Annotated in this window: 19 protein-coding genes, 2 rRNA genes and 1 riboswitch; of the genes, 1 reads left to right on the top strand and 20 read right to left on the bottom strand. The window is 40.1% G+C overall.

Going from position 1 to position 20852, the window contains the following annotated elements:
• Positions 1 to 2: 2 nt before the first annotated feature.
• The 5 genes from pcrA to OPF91_RS18195 form a co-directional block, all read right to left on the bottom strand.
• Positions 3 to 2243, bottom strand: coding sequence for a DNA helicase PcrA (gene pcrA, locus OPF91_RS18215; protein ID WP_264990358.1), 2241 nt, complete (start codon positions 2241 to 2243; stop codon positions 3 to 5).
• A gap of 32 nt (positions 2244 to 2275) precedes the next feature.
• Entirely contained in the window at positions 2276 to 2965 is a 690-nt protein-coding gene (pcrB, locus tag OPF91_RS18210) for a heptaprenylglyceryl phosphate synthase (RefSeq protein WP_264990357.1), read from the bottom strand.
• 114 nt (positions 2966 to 3079) lie between these two features.
• Complete coding sequence (locus OPF91_RS18205) at positions 3080 to 3403, bottom strand: YerC/YecD family TrpR-related protein (RefSeq protein ID WP_264990356.1); 324 nt, start codon at positions 3401 to 3403, stop codon at positions 3080 to 3082.
• Positions 3404 to 3418: 15 nt separating this feature from the next.
• Positions 3419 to 4480: a DUF3048 domain-containing protein gene (locus OPF91_RS18200; protein ID WP_264990355.1), complete on the bottom strand. Its 1062-nt coding sequence runs from the start codon at positions 4478 to 4480 to the stop codon at positions 3419 to 3421.
• Between the two features lie 18 nt (positions 4481 to 4498).
• Positions 4499 to 6223, bottom strand: a complete 1725-nt coding sequence (locus OPF91_RS18195; protein ID WP_264990354.1) for an adenine deaminase C-terminal domain-containing protein — start codon at positions 6221 to 6223, stop codon at positions 4499 to 4501.
• Positions 6224 to 6402: 179 nt separating this feature from the next.
• Here OPF91_RS18195 and OPF91_RS18190 point away from each other — a divergent pair, with 179 nt between their 5' ends.
• Complete coding sequence (locus tag OPF91_RS18190; RefSeq protein WP_264990353.1) at positions 6403 to 6786, top strand: YgaP-like transmembrane domain; 384 nt, start codon at positions 6403 to 6405, stop codon at positions 6784 to 6786.
• A 44-nt stretch (positions 6787 to 6830) separates the two neighbouring features.
• On the opposite strand, the gene purD is transcribed toward OPF91_RS18190, so the two are convergent.
• The 15 genes from purD to OPF91_RS18115 form a co-directional block, all read right to left on the bottom strand.
• Positions 6831 to 8087 (bottom strand): phosphoribosylamine--glycine ligase, encoded by a 1257-nt coding sequence (gene purD / locus OPF91_RS18185; protein WP_264990352.1) that lies wholly within the window; start codon positions 8085 to 8087, stop codon positions 6831 to 6833.
• A gap of 69 nt (positions 8088 to 8156) precedes the next feature.
• Positions 8157 to 9683 carry a bifunctional phosphoribosylaminoimidazolecarboxamide formyltransferase/IMP cyclohydrolase gene (gene purH, locus OPF91_RS18180; protein WP_264990351.1) on the bottom strand — a complete coding sequence of 509 codons (1527 nt, stop codon included), beginning with the start codon at positions 9681 to 9683 and terminating at the stop codon, positions 8157 to 8159.
• Between the two features lie 58 nt (positions 9684 to 9741).
• Entirely contained in the window at positions 9742 to 10314 is a 573-nt protein-coding gene (gene purN / locus OPF91_RS18175) for a phosphoribosylglycinamide formyltransferase (protein ID WP_264990350.1), read from the bottom strand.
• The gene (purM, locus tag OPF91_RS18170) at positions 10314 to 11369 is read right to left on the bottom strand and encodes a phosphoribosylformylglycinamidine cyclo-ligase (protein ID WP_264990349.1); all 1056 of its coding nucleotides are present in this window, start codon (positions 11367 to 11369) and stop codon (positions 10314 to 10316) included. Before purM ends, purN begins: the two co-directional genes overlap by 1 nt.
• Before the next feature lie 21 nt (positions 11370 to 11390).
• Positions 11391 to 12815, bottom strand: coding sequence for an amidophosphoribosyltransferase (purF, locus tag OPF91_RS18165; RefSeq protein ID WP_264990348.1), 1425 nt, complete (start codon positions 12813 to 12815; stop codon positions 11391 to 11393).
• A complete protein-coding gene (gene purL, locus OPF91_RS18160) occupies positions 12791 to 15025 on the bottom strand; it encodes a phosphoribosylformylglycinamidine synthase subunit PurL (protein WP_264990347.1) in 2235 nt (744 codons plus the stop codon). Before purL ends, purF begins: the two co-directional genes overlap by 25 nt.
• The gene (purQ, locus tag OPF91_RS18155) at positions 15012 to 15695 is read right to left on the bottom strand and encodes a phosphoribosylformylglycinamidine synthase subunit PurQ (RefSeq protein WP_264990346.1); all 684 of its coding nucleotides are present in this window, start codon (positions 15693 to 15695) and stop codon (positions 15012 to 15014) included. Before purQ ends, purL begins: the two co-directional genes overlap by 14 nt.
• A gap of 2 nt (positions 15696 to 15697) precedes the next feature.
• Positions 15698 to 15946 carry a phosphoribosylformylglycinamidine synthase subunit PurS gene (gene purS, locus OPF91_RS18150; protein WP_264990345.1) on the bottom strand — a complete coding sequence of 83 codons (249 nt, stop codon included), beginning with the start codon at positions 15944 to 15946 and terminating at the stop codon, positions 15698 to 15700.
• Positions 15947 to 15948: 2 nt separating this feature from the next.
• On the bottom strand, positions 15949 to 16659 hold the full coding sequence (gene purC, locus OPF91_RS18145; RefSeq protein ID WP_264990344.1) for a phosphoribosylaminoimidazolesuccinocarboxamide synthase: 711 nt from the start codon (positions 16657 to 16659) through the stop codon (positions 15949 to 15951).
• A 26-nt stretch (positions 16660 to 16685) separates the two neighbouring features.
• Positions 16686 to 17978 (bottom strand): adenylosuccinate lyase, encoded by a 1293-nt coding sequence (gene purB, locus OPF91_RS18140; protein WP_264990343.1) that lies wholly within the window; start codon positions 17976 to 17978, stop codon positions 16686 to 16688.
• A gap of 13 nt (positions 17979 to 17991) precedes the next feature.
• Entirely contained in the window at positions 17992 to 19116 is a 1125-nt protein-coding gene (purK, locus tag OPF91_RS18135; RefSeq protein ID WP_264990342.1) for a 5-(carboxyamino)imidazole ribonucleotide synthase, read from the bottom strand.
• Complete coding sequence (gene purE / locus OPF91_RS18130) at positions 19113 to 19601, bottom strand: 5-(carboxyamino)imidazole ribonucleotide mutase (RefSeq protein WP_264990341.1); 489 nt, start codon at positions 19599 to 19601, stop codon at positions 19113 to 19115. Before purE ends, purK begins: the two co-directional genes overlap by 4 nt.
• Positions 19602 to 19750: 149 nt before the next feature.
• Positions 19751 to 19849: riboswitch (purine riboswitch) on the bottom strand.
• Between the two features lie 93 nt (positions 19850 to 19942).
• On the bottom strand, positions 19943 to 20137 hold the full coding sequence (locus OPF91_RS18125) for an NETI motif-containing protein (RefSeq protein WP_264990340.1): 195 nt from the start codon (positions 20135 to 20137) through the stop codon (positions 19943 to 19945).
• A 431-nt stretch (positions 20138 to 20568) separates the two neighbouring features.
• Positions 20569 to 20684: ribosomal RNA gene (rrf, locus tag OPF91_RS18120) — 5S ribosomal RNA — on the bottom strand.
• A 64-nt stretch (positions 20685 to 20748) separates the two neighbouring features.
• Positions 20749 to 20852, bottom strand: a 23S ribosomal RNA gene (locus tag OPF91_RS18115); the annotation flags it as partial.

Below are 20852 nucleotides of genomic sequence, written 5' to 3'. Positions count from 1 at the left end.
GTTTACACTTTTTCAATTGGTGCAAATTGTGCTAGTAGTCTTTTAATACCTGTCGGCTGTGGAAAGGCAATATCAAGCTCTGTATTATCACCTTCACCCTTTATGCTCACAACCATACCTATGCCCCATTTTTTATGGCTTGCCTTGTCTCCAACCTTCCAGCCAAAGCGGTCACCACCTGTTGCTTGTAGACGAGCTGTCGCAGGCTGTGTTTTTTGCACAGCACCAAGTGTACGTTTTGGATAATTGTTATTTGTTGCAAATGGGATATCCTGCTTTCTACCACCCTTAGAGACAGATTCGATAATATCCTCTGAAATTTCCTGTAAAAAACGTGATGAATTATTAAAGCTCGACCGTCCAAAAATCGTGCGAGATTGTGCACATGTTAAATAAAGACGCTCTTCTGCTCGTGTAATGCCCACATATGCGAGCCGCCTTTCTTCTTCCATCTCATCCGTATCATCCATTGAACGTGAATGTGGGAAAATATTTTCTTCCATTCCGATAATAAAGACAACGGGAAACTCTAGACCTTTTGCTGCATGCATTGTCATCAAAATCATATTGCCTTTTGATGTATCCTCTTTCTCTAATGCATCAATATCCGCAATCAACGCTAAATCCGTTAAAAAAGCGACTAAACTTTTATCATCACTACGCTCTTCAAAGCCTCTCGTCACAGATAAAAATTCTTCGATATTTTCTAAACGGCTTTGTGCCTCAATCGTTTTATCATTTTGCAGCATCGTGCGATAGCCTGATTGCTCAATCACCTGTTCTACAATCTCTGTCACGGACAAATATTCCTGCATAGTAGTGAAATTTTTAATCATCGCATAAAATTGCTCTGCTGAATTAGCTGCCTTACCTGATAGCCCCATAAAAACAAGATCCGTCATCGCATCAAAAATAGAACGATCTTGCTCAATCGCATAGCTTGCCATTTTTTCAAAGGATGTAGCACCAATACTACGCTTCGGCTCATTAATAATACGTGCCAATGATAAATCATCATCATTGTTAGCAATCAAACGTAAGTAAGCAAGTAAATCTTTAATCTCTTTCCGATCATAGAACTTTGTACCACCCACAATTTGATAAGCCATATTCGATTTGACGAGCACTTCCTCCATCACACGTGACTGTGCATTCGTACGATAAAGAATCGCAAAATCATCCAAAGAACGCCCTTCCTTTTTCATTAACTGCTGCACAGTCTGTACAACAAATTGAGCTTCCTCTTGCTCATTATAGGCTTTGTATAAAACGATTTTTTCACCCTCTGTATTTTCCGTACGCAGTTCCTTTGGATAACGTGTGCTGTTATGTTGAATGACGTCATTTGCAGCCTGTAGGATACGCTTTGTAGAACGATAATTTTGCTCTAACATAATAACCTTTGCGTTCGGGTAATCTTTTTCAAAGGATAAAATATTACCGATATCCGCTCCACGCCAGCGATATATGGACTGGTCGGAATCCCCTACAACACAAATATTTTTAAACTTTTGTGCCAACAACTGCACTAGTAAATATTGAGATTTATTCGTGTCTTGGTACTCATCCACATGAATATATTGAAATTTGTTTTGATAATACTCCAACACTTCTGGCACACGCTGTAATAATGTAATCGTCGTCATAATCAAATCATCGAAATCGAGACTTTGATTACGTCTCAATCTTTTCTCATAGCCCTTATACACTTGTGCAACTATTTTTTCATATGGGTTATGGGCATTCATATTAGCCTCATACACATCGGCTGCAATGCACTCATTTTTTGCTGCACTAATAGCATGTAAAATACTACGTGGGTCATAGCGCTTCGGATCGATATTGTCGTCCTTCATCACATTTTTGATAACGGATAGCTGGTCTGTCGTATCTAAAATAGAAAAATTACGTGACATGCCAAGCTGGTCGATATTACGGCGTAAAATACGTACACACATCGAGTGGAATGTCGAAACCCACATACTATCCCCCGTACCATTACCAAGAATGCCATCTAGTCGCTCTCGCATTTCACGAGCAGCTTTATTCGTAAATGTAATAGCTAAAATTTTAGAGGGATATACCTCTTTTTCAATAATTAAATAAGCAATTCGATGTGTTAACACGCGTGTTTTTCCTGAGCCCGCACCCGCCATAATTAATAGCGGTCCTTCAGTCGTTTTGACAGCTCGCTCCTGCTCTGGGTTCATACCGATTAATAAATTTTTCGTTAATTGCTCCATTTCGCACCACCTAACAAACGTTTGTTCCTAAATTATAACGTATTTTTCACAGCCTTAACAGTCGCAAGTGCTGCCTTTAAATCCTCATAAATAATATTGCCAACAACAACTGTATCTGCATAAGCAGCCATTTCCGCCGCTTGCTCGACAGAAGTAATACCGCCACCATAAAATAATTTTGTTTGTCTTAACTCCTGCTTCACAGCCTTTACCATATTCACATCACCATAAGTCCCGCTATACTCTAAATAAAAGACAGGGAGCTTAAAGAAATTTTCCGCCATCCGTGCGTAGGCAATCACATCATCTACTGATAAATCTGTTTTGGCATTCGTTACCTGTGCTACCTTACAATCAGGATTCAAAATACAATAGCCTTCCGCTACTAGCTCATCCCACACCATAATATCGCCGTATTCCTTAATGGCTTCATGATGTAAATTTTTAATCCATTTTGGGTCATCACTATTTAACACCGTCGGAATGAAATAATAATCATAGCCTGGTGTAACTGAATCAATTGTTGAAATTTCAAGTGCAATCGGTACTTCAAAGCGTCGTACTCGTACAAGTAAATCGAGCACACCATCCAATGTCACATTATCTGTGCCGCCTACTAAAATCACATCTGTACCTGATTCACAAATTTTTTCTAATGCTTCATCTGAAATGTCCTTTGCTGGGTCTAGCTTAAAGACATGTTTCCATTGTAAATAATCCATCTTACAACCACCTATCTTGTTCACTCTATACGTTTACAAGTATAGCCTATGACACATCACAACACACGAAAAAGACTGAGCAATCTATTACTCAGCCTGTTCAATATCAATAGATTATTTTTTTTTTGCTGCTTGGAAGGGCATTTCATCGGGATACAAACGACCTAGCATTTCATCATATGTATCATTGCCATAATCAAAGCAACGGCGCACACGTGAAATTGTTGCTGTACTTGCACCTGTTTCTTTTTTAATCGTTTCGTAGGTTTTTTTCAAGCGCAATAAATGCGCAACCTCAAATCGTTGTGCAAGTGATTGGATTTCGCTAATTGTACATAAATCATCAAAAAATTTATAGCATTCTTCAACGTCCTTTAACTCCATTACTGCTTTAAATAATTGATCTGTTTGATGCCCTCGAATTTTTTCGATTTGCATGCACGTTTCCTCCCTTTAAGGTTGCGTTTTCACCATTCCCTGTAATCCTGGTGAAGCTGGCACAAAATGAACCCATGACTTTCCTGGTACTAGCTTAACAAGTTCCCCAGACTCTTCAACAGCCGTTGGTACACCATCTATATTCGCCCACTTCACTTCTCTCATATAGCCATTTTGAAATACATAGGCATTGCCGCCAGACGTTACATTAATATCCTGCCGACCAACATTATCAATGGTTTGATGCTTCATTTCTAAAAACAGCACATTGGCAAATGTTAAAGCCTCACCTGTTAGCATATCTTTTGTGACGATGCCAGCAGATTGTCGTTCATAGCGGTTATCTTGATGGTTGTATACATATGAATTATGAAAACTTTCACCATTTCCGTAATAAATGTCAACTCGACTTGTTTCAATACCTATCTTACCATGTTCATCGGGTTCATAAAAAGCCTGATCCACTTTTTTACGGTAAATCATTGAAGCGCCTACTTGCTCAGCACCTTTTTGGATATTTTCAGCAGTAATGTAGGAGTTATGTGGTGCAACACGGTCTTTAGAACGTTTAAATAATGTACCGTCATAGTTCATACCATTTATATTATCCACTACATTTTTGCTTAACATCGATTTTGCTTCTGGGCTATAACCATGTGCGACATAAAATGCACCCAAGCCCTTCGCCATATCAACGAAATAAGAACGAGCACTACGGACAGGTCCCACATTTTCTGGTAATTGACTTTGATACACTGCTAAAAATCGCGTCACATTGCCCTCTGCTAACATTTCATAAACAATATCTGCCGCAGCTAACCCTGACTGTGGACGTGCTGCTGGATGATTATTGACAGTTACCATAATAGGGCGCTGCGTAATTTCCTCATTCACTATTTCTCCAGTTAATGGTGCATGAATAGCTACAGTAACTACTTCTTCAGGCTCCTCAACTTTTGGCTCCTCCTTCACTGGTTTCGGCTCTTCTATAGCTTTTTCGGACGAATCTTTCGAGCATCCTCCAATTAGTAATGTACCTAAAGCTAAAGCCATTAATAGCTTATTCGATTTTCGCATACATCGTACCCCTTTCTATCATGAACGCATCATAGCTGGCAATAATAATTTATTCTTCAAAACATCGACAATTCCTGTTGGTGTAATACGAATATATGGTAAATGGGTAGATTGCAAGAATAGCAGCGTATAAATCGCATCTCCTAAGCTGTAGCCACGCTCTGCTAACGCTTCTTTTAACAGTCGTTCCTTTTGCATTAATGTTTCTACAGTCCCATCATACAATGTCCCACCGATTGATAATGGAATAGAAGCAACCACTTCCTTCTTATCAACAAGGACAATGCCACCTTGCATCGCCTTCATTTCCTCAAACGCCTTCGTCATCGCTTCCTTGTTTTTCCCGATTAAAATAATGTCACCTGTATTGGAATAAGAAGACGCAAAGCCTTGTACATTTGTTGCAAACCCTTTAATCATCGTATTAACACGCCAACTACCATCTTTACTCAACAGTATTAAATAGCTTTCATCGTGTTCAGCTAATTGGCCTATTTTAGGAACCATAGAATTATAAGGTTTCGTAATAACATCGTTTACTAACTCAATTCCAAATGGCATTGAAAATTGGAAGTCCTGCTCTGTTAAAGAAAAATCCAATTGCAATGCAGGAATAGCTGAATAATCGATTGTCGCTAATTGATGTACTCGTTGTCCATCGCGCTTTAACCAAACTCCTTTTGATAGCACACTCTCAGGTACTGGATGCCATTCATCTTGTAAAATATTCAATGAAGCAAAACGTCCTGTCGCAATAAAGCCATGTAAATTAGCCATATTATAGTAGCGAGCTATATTGTAAGAGGCCATTTGATAAGCATCAATCGGTGAAACACCTGCATCTAATGCTACTTGTATACATTTATCCATCACACCATCTTGATGGAATGTTGGTGTCGAGCCATCTGTCGTCATCATTAAGTGGTCAAAAATTGGCAACTCTTTTGCCACAATATCTTTTAATAAATTCGGTAAATCTGGACGAATAGATGAATGGCGCAATGTTACAGCATAGCCTTGCATAATGCGTCGCTCTACTTCCTCTACCGTCATTGCCTCATGGTCACCATCTGCACCAAATAACTTCATACGTGCTAATGTGCGTTCAGATGCACCAGGGAAATGACCTTCCACCTTTTTGCAGTAACCCTTTGCTAGCTGCATACGATAGAGCATTTGGTCATCTCCATGTAATAATCTCGGCCAGCCTGTTAATTCGCCTCCCAATAATACATCTTGACGCTCTAGCCATTCTACAATCGATGTATTGGAAAAAATCTCTTCCTCTTGCTGCATATCTGTTTGTGAATCAAAGCGTGTCCACCAATAAAACGTAAACGGGAGCTTTTTCAAGTCATCCATAATTGAAAACGCTTTCTTATTTGATAAAGATAAAACAAAGTTTAAATTATCCGAAATAAACGATGTTGTCCCCAATTGACCGCAAAAATCCGCAAAAGATTGAGGATGGTACAGTTGAAATGGATGTACATGCGGCTCAATATAACCTGGTACAATCGTTTTATTTGTACAATCTACTATTTCTGTTCCTTCTAACGCTGGTGGCATACGTTCACCCGCGTAAACAATGCGATCTCCTAAAATCCATATATTCCCTACTACCCATTGCTTTAACATGCTATGTAAATATCGTGCATTTTGTAAAACAATATGTGGTGCCTGTTTCCCGTCAATCACCGCTACTTGCTGACGTAATTCTGCAATTTTCCAAATCGGCTCCATGCTATTCGTTCCTTCCTAATTTGCGTAATTTTTCAACGTGTAATTTACACTTACAATCACATACTATTTCTTGCATAAACTTTATGCAATTCATCTGTTTTAATCGTAACACAGCACTTTCATAAAGCAAAGTGCACCACGCTTTATTTTTTCCACCATGACTAAAGGAGGGCATTTGTATGACGCATCAAACGAATTTAAGTGACAAAAATGCATTTTGTCGTTTTGCGATGGGAACGAGTATGACGGCATTTGGTATTGCAAAAGCGGCTCGACAGCCCGATTGTATGACAGGGCGCTGGATGATTATATTGGGTGCTATGAAAATGGCTGAAGGTATTTTTAAATACTGTCCAACAAAAGCCATGTTAGGCGCTAATATACAAGGTGAAGCAAATGGCTCTATGTCCAGTATGCTCAGTGGTCAAAACTTTATGTCTTCAGAACAGGTTAGTCAGTTGATGAAGGATTTCTCGGCTGCAATCTCTGGCAAGACTTCTGAAACCACAGCTACAAAGCAATCCGACAAATCTACTTCCTCCAATACAGCTAATCCTTCTTAGTCAAAAAGAGCCGTCTCGCCAATGATGCGAGACGGCTCTTTCCCCTATTTAAACGTGCGCCAACCAATATCTGTACGGAAAAAGAAATGTGGCCACTCTGCTGTAGCAATACCTGTGTATACTTTTTCTTGTGCTTCCTTTAAAGTATTTGCCTTTGCTGCGATTAATAATACACGACCACCATTGCCAGCAAATGTGTCTTCTACAAGCTTCGTACCTGCATGATAAACAGCGTGTGAAGCAGATAATGCCTCCAAGTTAGGCAGTGCATGTCCTTTTTCCACATCACCAGGATAGCCTTCCGCTGCAATTACAACACCTAGCATCGCTTCATCAGACCATTGCAAATCAAATGGTTGCTCGTCCATTAATGCGGTCATAAATGCACCAAAATCAGACGCCATACGTGGTAAGACAACTTGTGTTTCTGGATCACCAAAACGAGCATTAAATTCAATTACTTTTGGTCCGTTTTTCGTTAAAATCAACCCTGCATATAAAATGCCTGTGAAAGAAACACCATCTGCCTCCATGCCTTGAACAGTAGGCTCAACAATTGTTTCATAAGCAACGTTGATGACCGATTGCGCAATTTGTGGCACTGGTGAATAAGCACCCATTCCACCTGTATTCGGCCCTTTATCCCCATCGTAAGCACGCTTATGATCCTGTGCAATCACCATCGGGTAAATTTGCCCTTTATGTACGAACGACATAAAAGAAAACTCTTCGCCATCCAAAAATTCTTCAATCACAACACGTGATGATGATTCACCGAAACGTTGATTACCAATCATATCTTGCACAGCTGCAATCGCCTCGTCCTCTGTCATGGCTACTACGACACCTTTACCAGCAGCTAAACCATCTGCTTTAATAACGATTGGTGCACCTTGCTCTTGAATATAGGCAATAGCTTTATCCGCTTCTGTAAATGTTTCATGTGCTGCTGTTGGAATATGATATTTATTCATAATATCCTTCGCATAGGATTTACTGCTCTCAATTTGTGCTGCTGCCTTGGTTGGTCCAAAGACACGTAAGCCACGCTCTACAAAGAAATCCACAATGCCTGCTGCAAGAGGCTGCTCAGGTCCAACGAATGTTAAATCAATCGCATTGTCCTTTGCAAATTGTGCTAAACCTGCAAAATCCATTGTATCAATCGCCACGACCTCTACATCCTGACGCATTCCATCATTACCAGGTGCAACAAAAACACGCTCTACAGTTGGGGATATACTAAACTGTTTGGCAATCGCATGCTCACGACCACCACTGCCGATTACTAAAACATTCATTCAAAAAATCCTCCTCTTTGTACATAAGACCGAGATGCTATATTCACCTCGGTCTATACGTATATACTATTAATGTTTGAAATGACGTACGCCTGTGAATACCATCGCAATGCCATATTCATTTGCTTTATCAATGGAATCTTGGTCTTTAATTGAGCCACCTGGTTGAATAATCGCTGTAATACCTGCTGCTGCCGCTGCCTCTACTGTATCGCTCATTGGGAAAAAGGCATCAGATGCAAGTGCTGCTCCTTTGGCTTTGTCGCCAGCTTGCTCGAAGGCGATTTTTGCTGCACCCACACGATTCATTTGACCAGCACCAACACCAAGCGTCATTTGAGCATCTGTTACCACGATTGCATTCGATTTTACATGTTTGACAACAGCCCAGCCCAGTTTCAATGCTGCCCATTCTTGCTCTGTTGGTTGACGGTTTGTTACCACTTTGATTTCTGCATCAGCAAAGCCATAACGATCTGGCTCTTGCACTAATAAGCCACCCTCTACGGATACAACATTGAATTTATCTTGCTTTTCTTGTTCAAACGAAATCGTCAATAAACGAATATTTTTCTTTTGCGTTAAAATGGCTAATGCCTCTTCTGTAAAAGCAGGTGCAACAATAATTTCTAAGAAAATATGGCTTAATTTTCCAGCAGTTGCTGCATCCACTTCACGGTTCAATGCAATAATTCCACCAAAGATAGATGTTGGGTCAGCTGCATAAGCTTTATCGAATGCTTCTTCTACAGTAGCACCTGTACCAACACCACAAGGATTCATATGCTTCACTGCAACAGCTGCTGGCATATCAAATTCTTTCACAATTTGCAATGCGGCATTGCCATCTTGAATATTGTTATAAGACAATTCTTTACCATGTAGTTGTGTTGCATAAGCTAATGAGAAATCAGAGCCAAGTCGTTTTTGATAAAATGCCGCTTGTTGATGTGGATTTTCACCATAGCGTAAATTTTGCTGTAATTCATACGTCACAGTTAGGCTCTCTGGGAATTCCTCTTCTGTTAAATAGTTGGAGATATAAGAATCATATGCCGCTGTATGGCGGAATACTTTTGCTGCTAGCTTACGACGTGTTTCAATTGTTGTTGCGCCATGTGCTTTTAATTCCTCTAAAACGTTTGCATAGTCATCGCTATCCACGATTACTGTTACATATTGATGGTTTTTCGCAGCAGAACGTAACATTGTTGGACCACCGATATCAATATTTTCAATCGCATCATCCCATGTGACATTAGGCTTTGAAATTGTTTCAACAAATGGATATAGATTGACACAAACAATTTCAATTGGTTCAATACCATGCTCTGTCATTTGTGCTTGGTGTGCAGCATCGTCAAATTTCCCTAACAACCCACCATGAATCATTGGATTTAATGTTTTTACACGACCATCTAAAATTTCAGGAAATTTTGTTACCTCATCAACGGCTGTTACAGCAACATCATTGTCCTGTAACATTTTTTTCGTACCACCGGTTGATAAAATTTCATAACCTAATGCTACTAATTCTTTTGCAAATTCTAAAATACCATCTTTATTGGAAACACTGATTAATGCACGTTTTGTCACAACAAGATCCTCCTAATGTTTATCGCATTGACTTCTGAGAGAGGAGAGCTAGGCTACCCTAACTCTCGAATAATTGTCGTAATGCTTTTGTGTATAAAATATGTTCTTCTTTATGAATAGCCGCTTCTGTTGCCTCACGATCACCATCTATTACAGGAACAGCGACTTGTGCAATGATAGGACCTGTATCCATTCCTGCATCCACAAAGTGTACGGTTACACCTGTTACCTTTACACCATGTGCCATCGCCTGTCCAATCGCATCTTTGCCTGGGAAAGATGGCAATAAGGATGGATGAATATTGACGATATGTTGTGGATAGGCCGTTAACAGCACTTCGCTAATTAAGCGCATATACCCTGCTAATACAATCCACTCCACATCGTATTTACGTAGTTCTTCAATAATAGTAGCTTCATAGGCTGCTTTAGATGCAAATTCTTTTGGATTCAAGGCAAGTACTGGGATGCCAAACTTTTTTGCACGTGTGACAACAAATGCATCTGGCTTATCTGTGACAACCAGTTCAACCGTTGCGTGCAACTCACCACGTTCAATTGCCTCTTGAAGCGCTTGAAAATTACTGCCACTGCCAGAAGCAAACACAGCGATTTTAGTTGGTGCTGTCATTACACTAAGCTCCCATCATGTGAGCCATTAAATACAACACCTTCACCTTGTACAACACGCCCGATTGTATAAGCTTTTTCACCATTTGCTTCCACTGCAGCAACAACCTTCTCTGCTTCTGATGCAGGCACAGCTAATACAAAGCCGATACCCATATTAAAGACATTATATAAATCCTTGTCGTCTAATTGTCCTTTATCCTTCAAAAATTCAAAAATACGCAGAACAGGCCATGAACCTAAATCAATTTCAGTGGCTAATCCTTCTGGCATCATACGTGGCAAGTTCTCATAGAAGCCTCCACCTGTTACATGTGCACAGCCATGAACATCTGCTGCTTTTAATGCGGCTAGCACTGGCTTCGCATATAATTTCGTTGGTACTAATAAAGCTTCACCAATTGGTCCAAGGTCTTCATAGCCTTCCACAACAGCATCTACTGCATAATCATGGTCTGCGAAAACAATTTTACGCACTAAGGAATAACCGTTTGAATGGACACCACTAGAAGCAAGACCAATTAGTACATCACCTTCAACGATTTTTTCACCCGTGACGATGGCTGATTTTTCACAAGCACCTACAGCAAATCCAGCTAAATCGTACTCATCTTCTTCATAAAGACCTGGCATTTCAGCCGTTTCTCCACCGATTAAGGCTGCTCCAGATTGCACACAGCCATCTGCTACACCTTTCACGATTTGCTCAATTTTAGCAGGCTCTGCTTTACCAAGGGCCACATAATCTAAAAAGTAAAGTGGTTCTGCCCCTTGCGCTACAATATCATTGACACACATGGCTACACAATCGACGCCAATTGTATCGTGCTTGTCCACCATAAAGGCTAGCTTTAATTTTGTACCAACACCGTCTGTACCTGAAATTAACACAGGCTCCTTTAGATTTAGTGCTGACAGGTCAAACATACCGCCAAAGCCACCAAACGTCCCCATCACACCTAGACGGTTTGTACGTTCTACATGGGATTTCATACGCTTTACAGCTTCATAGCCCGCTTCAATATTTACACCTGCTTGTTCATATGCTTTTGACACGTAGCGTTCCTCCTTAGCTTCTTAACGTAATAGCTCTTTTTCATGTGGTAAAATTGTATCTGGGAAAATTTCTGTTGGATATTTACTTGTAAAACAAGCTAAGCATAATCCACGATTTTCATCCTCATATGGTCGTGCAATCGTCTCTACCATACCTTCCACAGATAAGAATGTTAATGTATCTGCACCAATCGCTTCACGAATTTCATCCACGCTATGATTAGAGGCAATTAATTCTTCATGTGTCGATGTGTCGATTCCGTAATAGCAAGGATCTGTCATTGGTGGTGAGGAAATGACAACATGTACCTCAGCCGCTCCAGCATCCTTTAGCATTTTCACAATGCGACGAGAAGTCGTACCGCGAACGATTGAATCATCTACCATTATCACTCGTTTCCCTTTTACAACTTGAACAACTGGTGATAACTTCATTTTCACACCACGCTCACGTAGCTCCTGTGTTGGTTGGATGAATGTACGCCCAACATAGCGATTTTTAATCAAGCCAAGCTCATAAGGGATACCACTTTCTTCAGCAAAGCCAATTGCGGCTGAAATACTTGAATCAGGAACGCCTGTCACGACATCTGCTTCAATATGCGCACATTCACGTGCAAGCTGTTTTCCCATACGTTTACGAGCCATATGCACATTAATACCATCAATATCTGAATCAGGACGTGCCAAGTAAACATATTCCATTGCACACATTGCACGGTTTGCCATATCAGCAAAGCGGTCTGATTTTACGCCTTCATCGTTAATAATTAATAACTCCCCTGGTTCAACCGAGCGTACAAACTCTGCACCGATTAAATCAAAGGCACACGTTTCAGAAGCGACAACCCAGCCATCGCCTAACTTTCCAAGAGATAATGGACGTAAGCCATGAGGATCACGTGCTACAAGCATTTCTTCCTTCGTCATAATTAAGAAAGAATACGCCCCCTTTAATAGGGACAATGCATTTTTCACCTTCGCACGGAATGGTGAATGTGAGCTTTTCTTAATAAGATGGGCCAATACTTCCGTATCCGAGCTAGAATGGAAAATGCTACCTTGACGCTCTAAATATTGCTTCAAATGTGTAGCATTCACAAGGTTCCCATTATGGGCAATCGATAAGCTACCTGTTGAAGAATGGAATAGTAATGGCTGGATATTTTCAATCCCATTACCTCCAGCAGTTGCATAGCGCACATGGGCAATCGCTGCTTTACCATTAATCGATTTTAATTTATCTTCATTAAAAACATCATTAACAAGTCCTTCACCCTTCACCGCACGCAGGTGCTGACCATCTGAAACAACAATACCAGCACCTTCTTGCCCACGATGTTGTAGTGCATGAAGCCCATAATAGCTAAGGTGTGCTGGATTTGGGTTACCCCAAATACCAAACACGCCACATTCTTCATTTAAGCCTCTGAGTTCAGCAAGCATGGAATTGCTCCTTTCCAACTAGAACGGAATTCCTCCACTGTACCTTCTACAAGCACACCGTTGTCACCGCTAATTTTCACCAATGCATCATTTGTTACGACACCGATTTTTTGCGCATCTTTAACAGCTTCCACAAATGCCGCTGCATTTTCTTCTTTCACTGTTACAACAAAACGAGATTGCGTTTCACTGAATAACGCTGTCGTTGCAGAGCCAGTCAATGTAACGTCCACACCTAAACCATTTGCACTGAATGTTTTTTCAGCTAATGCTACTGCTAAACCACCTTCAGCTACATCATGTGCAGATTGTACAAGACCTGCTTTAATCGCTGCTAATAATGCTTGTTGACGTGACGCTTCCACCTCTAAATCAAGCGCAGGTGCTTTTCCTGAAATCACGCCAGCATTCAACAATTTTTGCAGTTCAGAGCCACCAAATTCTGTTTTTGTTTCACCAATGACAAAGACAATATCGCCAGCCGCTTTTACGTCTTGTGTTGTTACATGTGCTAAATCTTCAACTAGACCAACCATACCAATTGTTGGTGTTGGGTAAACTGCTTCTCCTGAACGCTCATTATAAAGAGATACGTTCCCACCGATAACTGGTGCATTTAAAGCTAGACATGCTGCTGAAATACCATCAGCCGATTTTTCAATTTGCCAGAAGATTTCTGGTTTTTCTGGATTACCGAAGTTTAAGCAATCTGTAATTGCAAGTGGCGTACCACCTGTTGCAACGATATTACGTGCTGCCTCTGCTACTGCAATCGCCCCGCCCACCTCTGGATCAAGATAAATATAACGAGAGTTACAGTCTGTTGTCATTGCTAAACCTTTATTTGTACCACGCACACGGATAACGGCTGCATCAGAACCTGGTGCAACAACTGTTGATGTACGCACTTGATAATCGTATTGGTCATAAACCCATTCTTTGGAAGCAATTGTTGGTGCTTTCAATAGTGCGTGTAATGTTTCTTTATAATCTGTTACTGCTGGCTCACTGTTTTCAATTGCTTGGAATTCAGCATAGTAAGCAGGCTCTGCTGATGGTTTATGATAAACCGGTGCATCCTCTGCCAGTGCATCTGCAGGTACTTCCGCCACCACTTCACCTTTGTGTAATAAACGTAGCATTTTATCATCAGTTACACGACCGATTGCCACAGCATCTAAATCATATTTATCGAAAATGGCTTTAATTTCATCTTCACGACCTTTTGTCACAACAAGTAACATACGCTCTTGAGATTCTGATAGCATCATTTCATAGGCTGTCATACCTGTTTCACGTTGTGGCACTAAATCTAAGTTCATCTCTACGCCAGAGCCTGCTTTTGAAGCCATTTCTGCTGAAGATGAAGTAAGACCAGCTGCCCCCATATCTTGAATACCAACTAAAGCATCTGATTTAATCACTTCTAAGCAAGCCTCAAGTAAAAGTTTTTCCATGAATGGATCTCCTACTTGCACTGCTGGACGTTGGTTTTCAGATTCCTCTGTTAATTCCTCAGAGGCAAATGTTGCACCATGAATACCATCACGACCTGTTTTTGCTCCAACGTACATGACCGTATTCCCTACACCTGCTGCAATACCACGTTGAATATCTTTATGGTCGATTAAACCAACACACATCGCATTGACAAGTGGATTTCCTTCATAACAAGGGTCGAATTGAATTTCGCCACCTACTGTTGGGATACCAATACAGTTACCATAGCCTGCGATACCGGCTACAACTTCTTCAAATAAATATTTCCCACGCGCTGATTTTAATTCACCAAAGCGTAGTGAGTTTAACATTGCAATTGGACGTGCACCCATGGAGAAAACGTCACGGATAATCCCACCAACACCTGTTGCAGCGCCTTGATATGGCTCAATTGCAGATGGATGATTGTGTGATTCCATTTTAAATACAACGGCTTGCTCGTCACCAATATCGACAATCCCTGCACCTTCACCAGGACCTTGTAATACTTGAGGACCTTTTGTTGGGAATTTACGCAATACAGGCTTTGAATTTTTGTATGAGCAGTGTTCAGACCACATTACTGAGAAAAGACCGATTTCTGTCCAGTTTGGTAGACGACCTAAAATACCTTCTACCAATGCAAATTCTTCGTCTGACATCCCCATACCAGCGTATAATTTTTCATCTTTAATTTGCTGTGCTGTTGGCTCAAACTTAGTTGTTGACATGATTTTCCCTCCACTGCTTCACAATTGATTTAAATACAGCTAAACCATCCGCTCCCCCTACTAGTGCATCAACTGCACGCTCTGGGTGAGGCATCATTCCTAATACATTGCCACGCTCATTCACAATGCCCGCAATATCCTTCAAAGAACCGTTTGGATTTTCGCCTGAATAAGTGAAAACAATTTGATTATTTGCTTTTAATTGTTGTAATGTTTCTTCATCACAGTAGTAATTACCTTCACCATGTGCAATTGGGATGTTAATCACTTGCCCTTGCTCATATTGATTGGTAAATAATGTGTTATTATTTTCAACTTTAAGCTGTACAGTACGGCACATGAATTTTAAGTTTGTATTACGCAATAATGCACCTGGTAATAAACCTGCTTCCGTTAAAATTTGGAAACCATTACATACACCTAATACCGGCTTTCCAGCATCTGCTGCTTTTTTTACTTCAGCCATAATATTCGATTGGTTTGCCATTGCACCACAACGTAAATAATCACCATATGAGAAGCCACCAGGCACTAAAATCCCATCAAAGCCACTTAAATCTGTTGCTGTATGCCATACATATTCTACTTCTTCGCCTAGCTCATCTTTAATTGCATGGTACATATCGATGTCACAGTTTGACCCAGGGAATACGAGTACTGCGAATTTCATGATTAGTTAGCCTCCTCGACTTCATAACGGTAGTCTTCGATTACAACATTTGTTAACACTTTTTCACACATTTCTTTTACTAATGTATCGATATCACGAGTTGTCTCACCAATTGTTAATTCAAGGTATTTACCAATTCGTAAATCTTCTACTTCACCAAAGCCAATTTTAGCTAAAGAGCCTTGTACTGCAGAACCTTGTGGATCAAGAATGCTTTCACGTAATGTCACATAAATTTTCACTTTTTTCATTGTTATTTGCCTCCGAGTCTAGAAAGTATAATCGTATAAACTTCTGTTAAATTACCAAGGTCTCGACGAAAAACATCCTTGTCCAACTTTTGCTTTGTCGTTGTATCCCAAAGTCGACATGTATCTGGTGAAATTTCATCTGCCAATAACACGCTACCATCTGTGTCACGTCCAAACTCTAATTTGAAATCAACAAGCGTCACATTGACATCTGTGAAAAGTGGCTGTAAAACTTGATTCACCGCAAGCGCACCCTCATAAATCGCTGTTACTTCCTCAGATGTTGCAAGTGCTAGCACATCAATATGCTCTGTCGTAATCATTGGATCGCCTAGCGCATCATCTTTATAGTAAAACTCAACGATTGGACGTTTTAAAGCTGTGCCTTCTTCTAAGCCAAGACGTTTAGCTAAGCTACCTGCCGCGATATTGCGTACAACAACCTCAATTGGAATAATCTCTACCGCTTTAACAAGTTGCTGTGTATCAGATAATTGCTTGACAAAATGTGAGGCAATTCCTTGTGCGTGTAGTTTGTCAAAAATTAAAGAAGTGATACGGTTGTTTAATACGCCCTTACCTGCAATCTCTTCCTTCTTTTCACCGTTAAATGCGGTTGCGCTGTCTTTATATTCAACAAGAAGTACGTTTGGCTCCTCCGTTGTATACAGTCGTTTCGCTTTACCTTCATACAAAAGTTGACCTTGTGTCATGTTATTCGTCCCCCTGATATAGTTCTTTAAAGTCCAAGTCTTTCAAAAATCATATCGACATGTTGCAAATGGTAGTTGTAGTCAAAGCAATCATCCAGCTCTTCCTTCGTTAAATACGACGTAATTTTCTCACTCGCATCCACCAATGTTCTGAATTGTACTTGCTCATCCCATGCTTGCATCGCTAATGGCTGTACAGTATCATACGCCTCTTCACGTACTAGCCCTTTATCAATCAATGCTAGTAAAATACGTTGAGAGTAAATTAAGCCAAATGTACGTCCCATATTGCGCTTCATGTTATCAGGGAATACAGTTAAATTTTTCACGATATTACCGAAACGATTTAACATATAGTTCAATGTAATTGTCGCATCTGGTAAAATAACACGTTCAGCAGATGAATGTGAAATATCACGCTCATGCCATAATGCTACGTTTTCGTAAGCTGTCACCATGTAACCACGCATTAAACGTGATAGTCCAACCATATTCTCAGAGCCGATTGGATTACGTTTATGTGGCATTGCTGATGAGCCTTTTTGTCCTTTCGCAAATGCTTCTTCTACTTCTCGTGTTTCAGATTTTTGTAAACCACGAACCTCTGTCGCAAATTTCTCAATAGATGTGGCAATTAATGCTAATGCACTTAAATACTGTGCATGACGATCACGCTGTAATGTTTGCGTTGAAATCGGTGATGCTGCTAATCCTAATTTGTCACAAACATATTGCTCTACACGTGGATCAATATTGGCATATGTTCCAACAGCTCCAGACATTTTACCTGTTTCAATTACTTTTGCAGCCGCATCAAAGCGCTCAAGATTACGCTTCATTTCCTCATACCATAAGCCCATCTTTAAACCAAAAGTCGTTGGCTCTGCATGTACGCCATGTGTACGGCCCATCATCACCGTATGCTTATGCTCTTTTGCCTTTGCAGCAATAATATCAATAAAGTTCACAATATCTTTACGCAAAATAGTGTTCGCTTGTTTAATTAAATAAGAAAGGGCTGTATCGACAACATCTGTTGACGTTAAACCATAATGCACCCATTTACGCTCTTCACCAAGTGTTTCTGATACCGCACGTGTAAAGGCTACTACATCATGACGTGTCTCTTGCTCAATTTCTAAAATACGCTCCACATCAAATGAAGCATTTTCACGTATTTTCGCTACATCTGCTTTTGGTATATCACCTAACTCTGCCCAAGCCTCACATGCTAAAATTTCAACCTCTAACCATGCTTGATACTTGTTTTGCTCTGTCCAAATAGCACCCATTTCAGGTCTTGTGTAACGTTCGATCATTGTTGTTCTCCTTCTATTCTGACCAAATGCCAGAATTCTCGATTTGTTGTAATGTTTGTTCAATGTTGTCTGTCATAATCGTAACATGCCCCATTTTACGGTCTACCTTTGCCTCATCTTTGCCATAAAGATGCAATGACCATTCAGGATGTTTTGCGATTGAATTACTTAACGGGACAATATGCTGCCCTAACACATTCACCATAATAGAAGACGCCCATAGCTGTGGCTTACGCAATGGCCAGCCACAAACAGCACGAATATGCTGATGGAATTGTGAGATACTACAAGCTTCGATAGAATAATGACCTGAATTATGAGGTCTTGGTGCTAATTCATTAATCACAATGCTACCATCCTCTAAGACGAACATCTCTACTGCTAACGTACCTACTAAATGCAGATAATCAGCAATTTTCAATGCCTCTTGCTCCGCTGTTTTGGCTGTTTCATCTGCTATACGGGCTGGTACAATTGTTTCATGTAAAATGTGATGTACATGAATATTTTCACCAACTGGTTGACAATAGGATTCACCATCACCGTTTCGCTGTACAATAACCGATATTTCCTTCACAAAAGGTACAAATCCTTCTGCAATACATTGTGAATAAGCAAAAAGCCCTTCAGCTAACGGTAAGTCTTCTACAGATGTTAAAAGCTGTTGCCCTTTCCCATCATAGCCCCCTCTAGCTGTTTTGACTATACAAGGATAACCAATTCGATGAATATTTGCAGCTAGCTCCTCATAAGTATCAGCTACAATATAAGGTGCTACTGGACAGCCTGCGTTTACAATAGCTTCTTTCTCTGTCACACGATTTTGCGTAATACGTACTAATTCTGCCCCCTGTGGTACGTAAGCAATTTGTGTTAAACGCTTCAATCCTTCGTAATCAATATTTTCAAACTCATAAGTAATCACATCACTTACTTCAGCAAGCTCCTCTAACGCTGCTTCATCGTCATATGGAGCAACAATTCGGATATCTGCAACTTGTCCACATGGTGAGTCCATTGCTGGCTCCAAAACAGCAATTTTAAAGCCAGCCTCTTTTGCAGCAAGTGCCATCATTCGCCCAAGTTGTCCACCACCGATAATACCAATCGTCTGTCCAGGATAAATCATTTTTGTCACAACAAGTCACCTGTACTTTCTAAAACTTGTTGCTTTGTCGCTTCACGTCGAGCACCTAATTGCTGTGCAAGCTGTGTATTTGTTATCGATAAAATTTGAGCTGCTAATAAACCTGCATTCGTTGCGCCTGCTTTACCAATCGCTACAGTTGCTACAGGCACACCACCAGGCATTTGTACGATGGACAATAGTGAGTCTAGACCGTTTAGTGCACGAGATTGTACTGGCACACCGATTACTGGTAATGTCGTTTTTGCCGCTACCATACCTGGTAAATGGGCTGCACCACCTGCTCCAGCAATAATGACTTGAATACCACGCTCACGTGCCGCCTCTGCATATTCAAACATTAAATCAGGTGTACGATGAGCAGATACAACCTTTTTCTCATAGGCGATTTGTAGCTCATCTAAAATATCACATGCATGCTTCATTGTTTCCCAGTCACTTGAACTTCCCATAATGACGCCGATTTTCGGATTCATGAATTGTCGCTCCTTCTAAACATCTGCTATTACTATTCCTTCGATATATAAATAAAAACCCTTAAATAAACTTCTCTCTACTTTATACGTGAAAGCCGTTTACTTAAGGGTTCATTAAAAGAAAGAACATAATATCTTCCTATAATATGTCAAAAGTTGCTTTCCCGCATAGTCCAGCATTTACGGTGCCGGGTAGAGACACTAGAGCCTATCCTCTAGCATATATGTGGGACTTTATTTAGTTTCCTGTTCACATTTTAACAAGGGATTCTCCTGCCGTCAATGTAAAAATGCGAACGTTTTATTTTTTCGAATTAACAATGTTCGGTTTTTAGTCATATCTATTCAAGATTACTAAATGGTATCGCTTTAAACTGGATTTTTTGTCGCAAATAAGCTGGTTCTCCATTGACTAAATGAAATACAGGCTCTTCTTTTCTTCCCATCGCCATATAGCCATCCTGCTGCATTCTAGCCAAGCATTGCTCAATCGTTTCGTTTTCTTCTACTTCATACCAAATTTGCTGTTTCCCCACAAACTGTCTCCCTTCCTTTTCTTATCTATCTTTATTATATCGTGCTATCTAAAATACGCCTATATGATTTTCGCCATACTCTAGAACAGATAACTTCTCTTTAGCAGTTTTCATTTCAAAAATATAAAGCCACCTTAGAATGTAGATTATAATACCACGGTTCGTTATGCATTTATGTTCTATTTGAACAAATAAAAAGACGCAAATGAAATATATTCCCTTTTTCTAAAAAAGAAAGAGAGAATTTTCTTTCATTCACGTCATATATTATTAGCTCTATATTTGTTTTTGATTAAATTCAGTGGATAACTTGCTGAATATGTATTTATCTCGTTAACTACAAAAGCAATATATTTGTACAAAAAGTGGAATACATATATCATATCGCTAAATAAAAAATCCAGTCAACTTTATAAGTTAACTGGTTAATTGCCTAGCGATGTCCTACTCTCACAGGGGGAATCCCCCAACTACCATCGGCGCTAAAGAGCTTAACTTCCGTGTTCGGTATGGGAACGGGTGTGACCTCTTTGCCATCATCACTAGACTTTTTTGAAAGGGTTTATTCTTTCAAAACTGGATAAACGATTCATTGTCTTTGTCACATATTTTTGGTTAAGTCCTCGATCGATTAGTATTCGTCAGCTCCATGTGTCACCACACTTCCACCTCGAACCTATCTACCTCATCGTCTTTGAGGGATCTTACTTACTTG

The sequence above is a fragment of the Lysinibacillus piscis genome (assembly GCF_026012395.1).
GTDB lineage: Bacteria > Bacillota > Bacilli > Bacillales_A > Planococcaceae > Lysinibacillus > Lysinibacillus piscis.
Note: the sequence above shows the minus strand (reverse complement) of the source record. Positions and strands in the feature narration are given on the sequence as shown.

Coding starts and splice junctions, on each gene's coding strand:
- purD (WP_264990352.1), bottom strand. CDS start 8,087: ATGAATGTTTTAGTAATCGGCAGTGGTGGTCGTGAGCATGCGATTGCC.
- purC (WP_264990344.1), bottom strand. CDS start 16,659: ATGACACAAGGTCAACTTTTGTATGAAGGTAAAGCGAAACGACTGTAT.
- OPF91_RS18205 (WP_264990356.1), bottom strand. CDS start 3,403: ATGCAAATCGAAAAAATTCGAGGGCATCAAACAGATCAATTATTTAAA.
- purB (WP_264990343.1), bottom strand. CDS start 17,978: ATGATCGAACGTTACACAAGACCTGAAATGGGTGCTATTTGGACAGAG.
- pcrB (WP_264990357.1), bottom strand. CDS start 2,965: ATGGATTATTTACAATGGAAACATGTCTTTAAGCTAGACCCAGCAAAG.
- purQ (WP_264990346.1), bottom strand. CDS start 15,695: ATGAAATTCGCAGTACTCGTATTCCCTGGGTCAAACTGTGACATCGAT.
- purF (WP_264990348.1), bottom strand. CDS start 12,815: ATGCTTGCTGAACTCAGAGGCTTAAATGAAGAATGTGGCGTGTTTGGT.
- purE (WP_264990341.1), bottom strand. CDS start 19,601: ATGAATCCGAAAATCGGCGTCATTATGGGAAGTTCAAGTGACTGGGAA.
- OPF91_RS18200 (WP_264990355.1), bottom strand. CDS start 4,480: ATGCGAAAATCGAATAAGCTATTAATGGCTTTAGCTTTAGGTACATTA.
- purS (WP_264990345.1), bottom strand. CDS start 15,946: ATGAAAAAAGTGAAAATTTATGTGACATTACGTGAAAGCATTCTTGAT.
- OPF91_RS18190 (WP_264990353.1), top strand. CDS start 6,403: ATGACGCATCAAACGAATTTAAGTGACAAAAATGCATTTTGTCGTTTT.
- purN (WP_264990350.1), bottom strand. CDS start 10,314: ATGACAGCACCAACTAAAATCGCTGTGTTTGCTTCTGGCAGTGGCAGT.
- purL (WP_264990347.1), bottom strand. CDS start 15,025: ATGTCAACAACTAAGTTTGAGCCAACAGCACAGCAAATTAAAGATGAA.
- pcrA (WP_264990358.1), bottom strand. CDS start 2,243: ATGGAGCAATTAACGAAAAATTTATTAATCGGTATGAACCCAGAGCAG.
- OPF91_RS18195 (WP_264990354.1), bottom strand. CDS start 6,223: ATGGAGCCGATTTGGAAAATTGCAGAATTACGTCAGCAAGTAGCGGTG.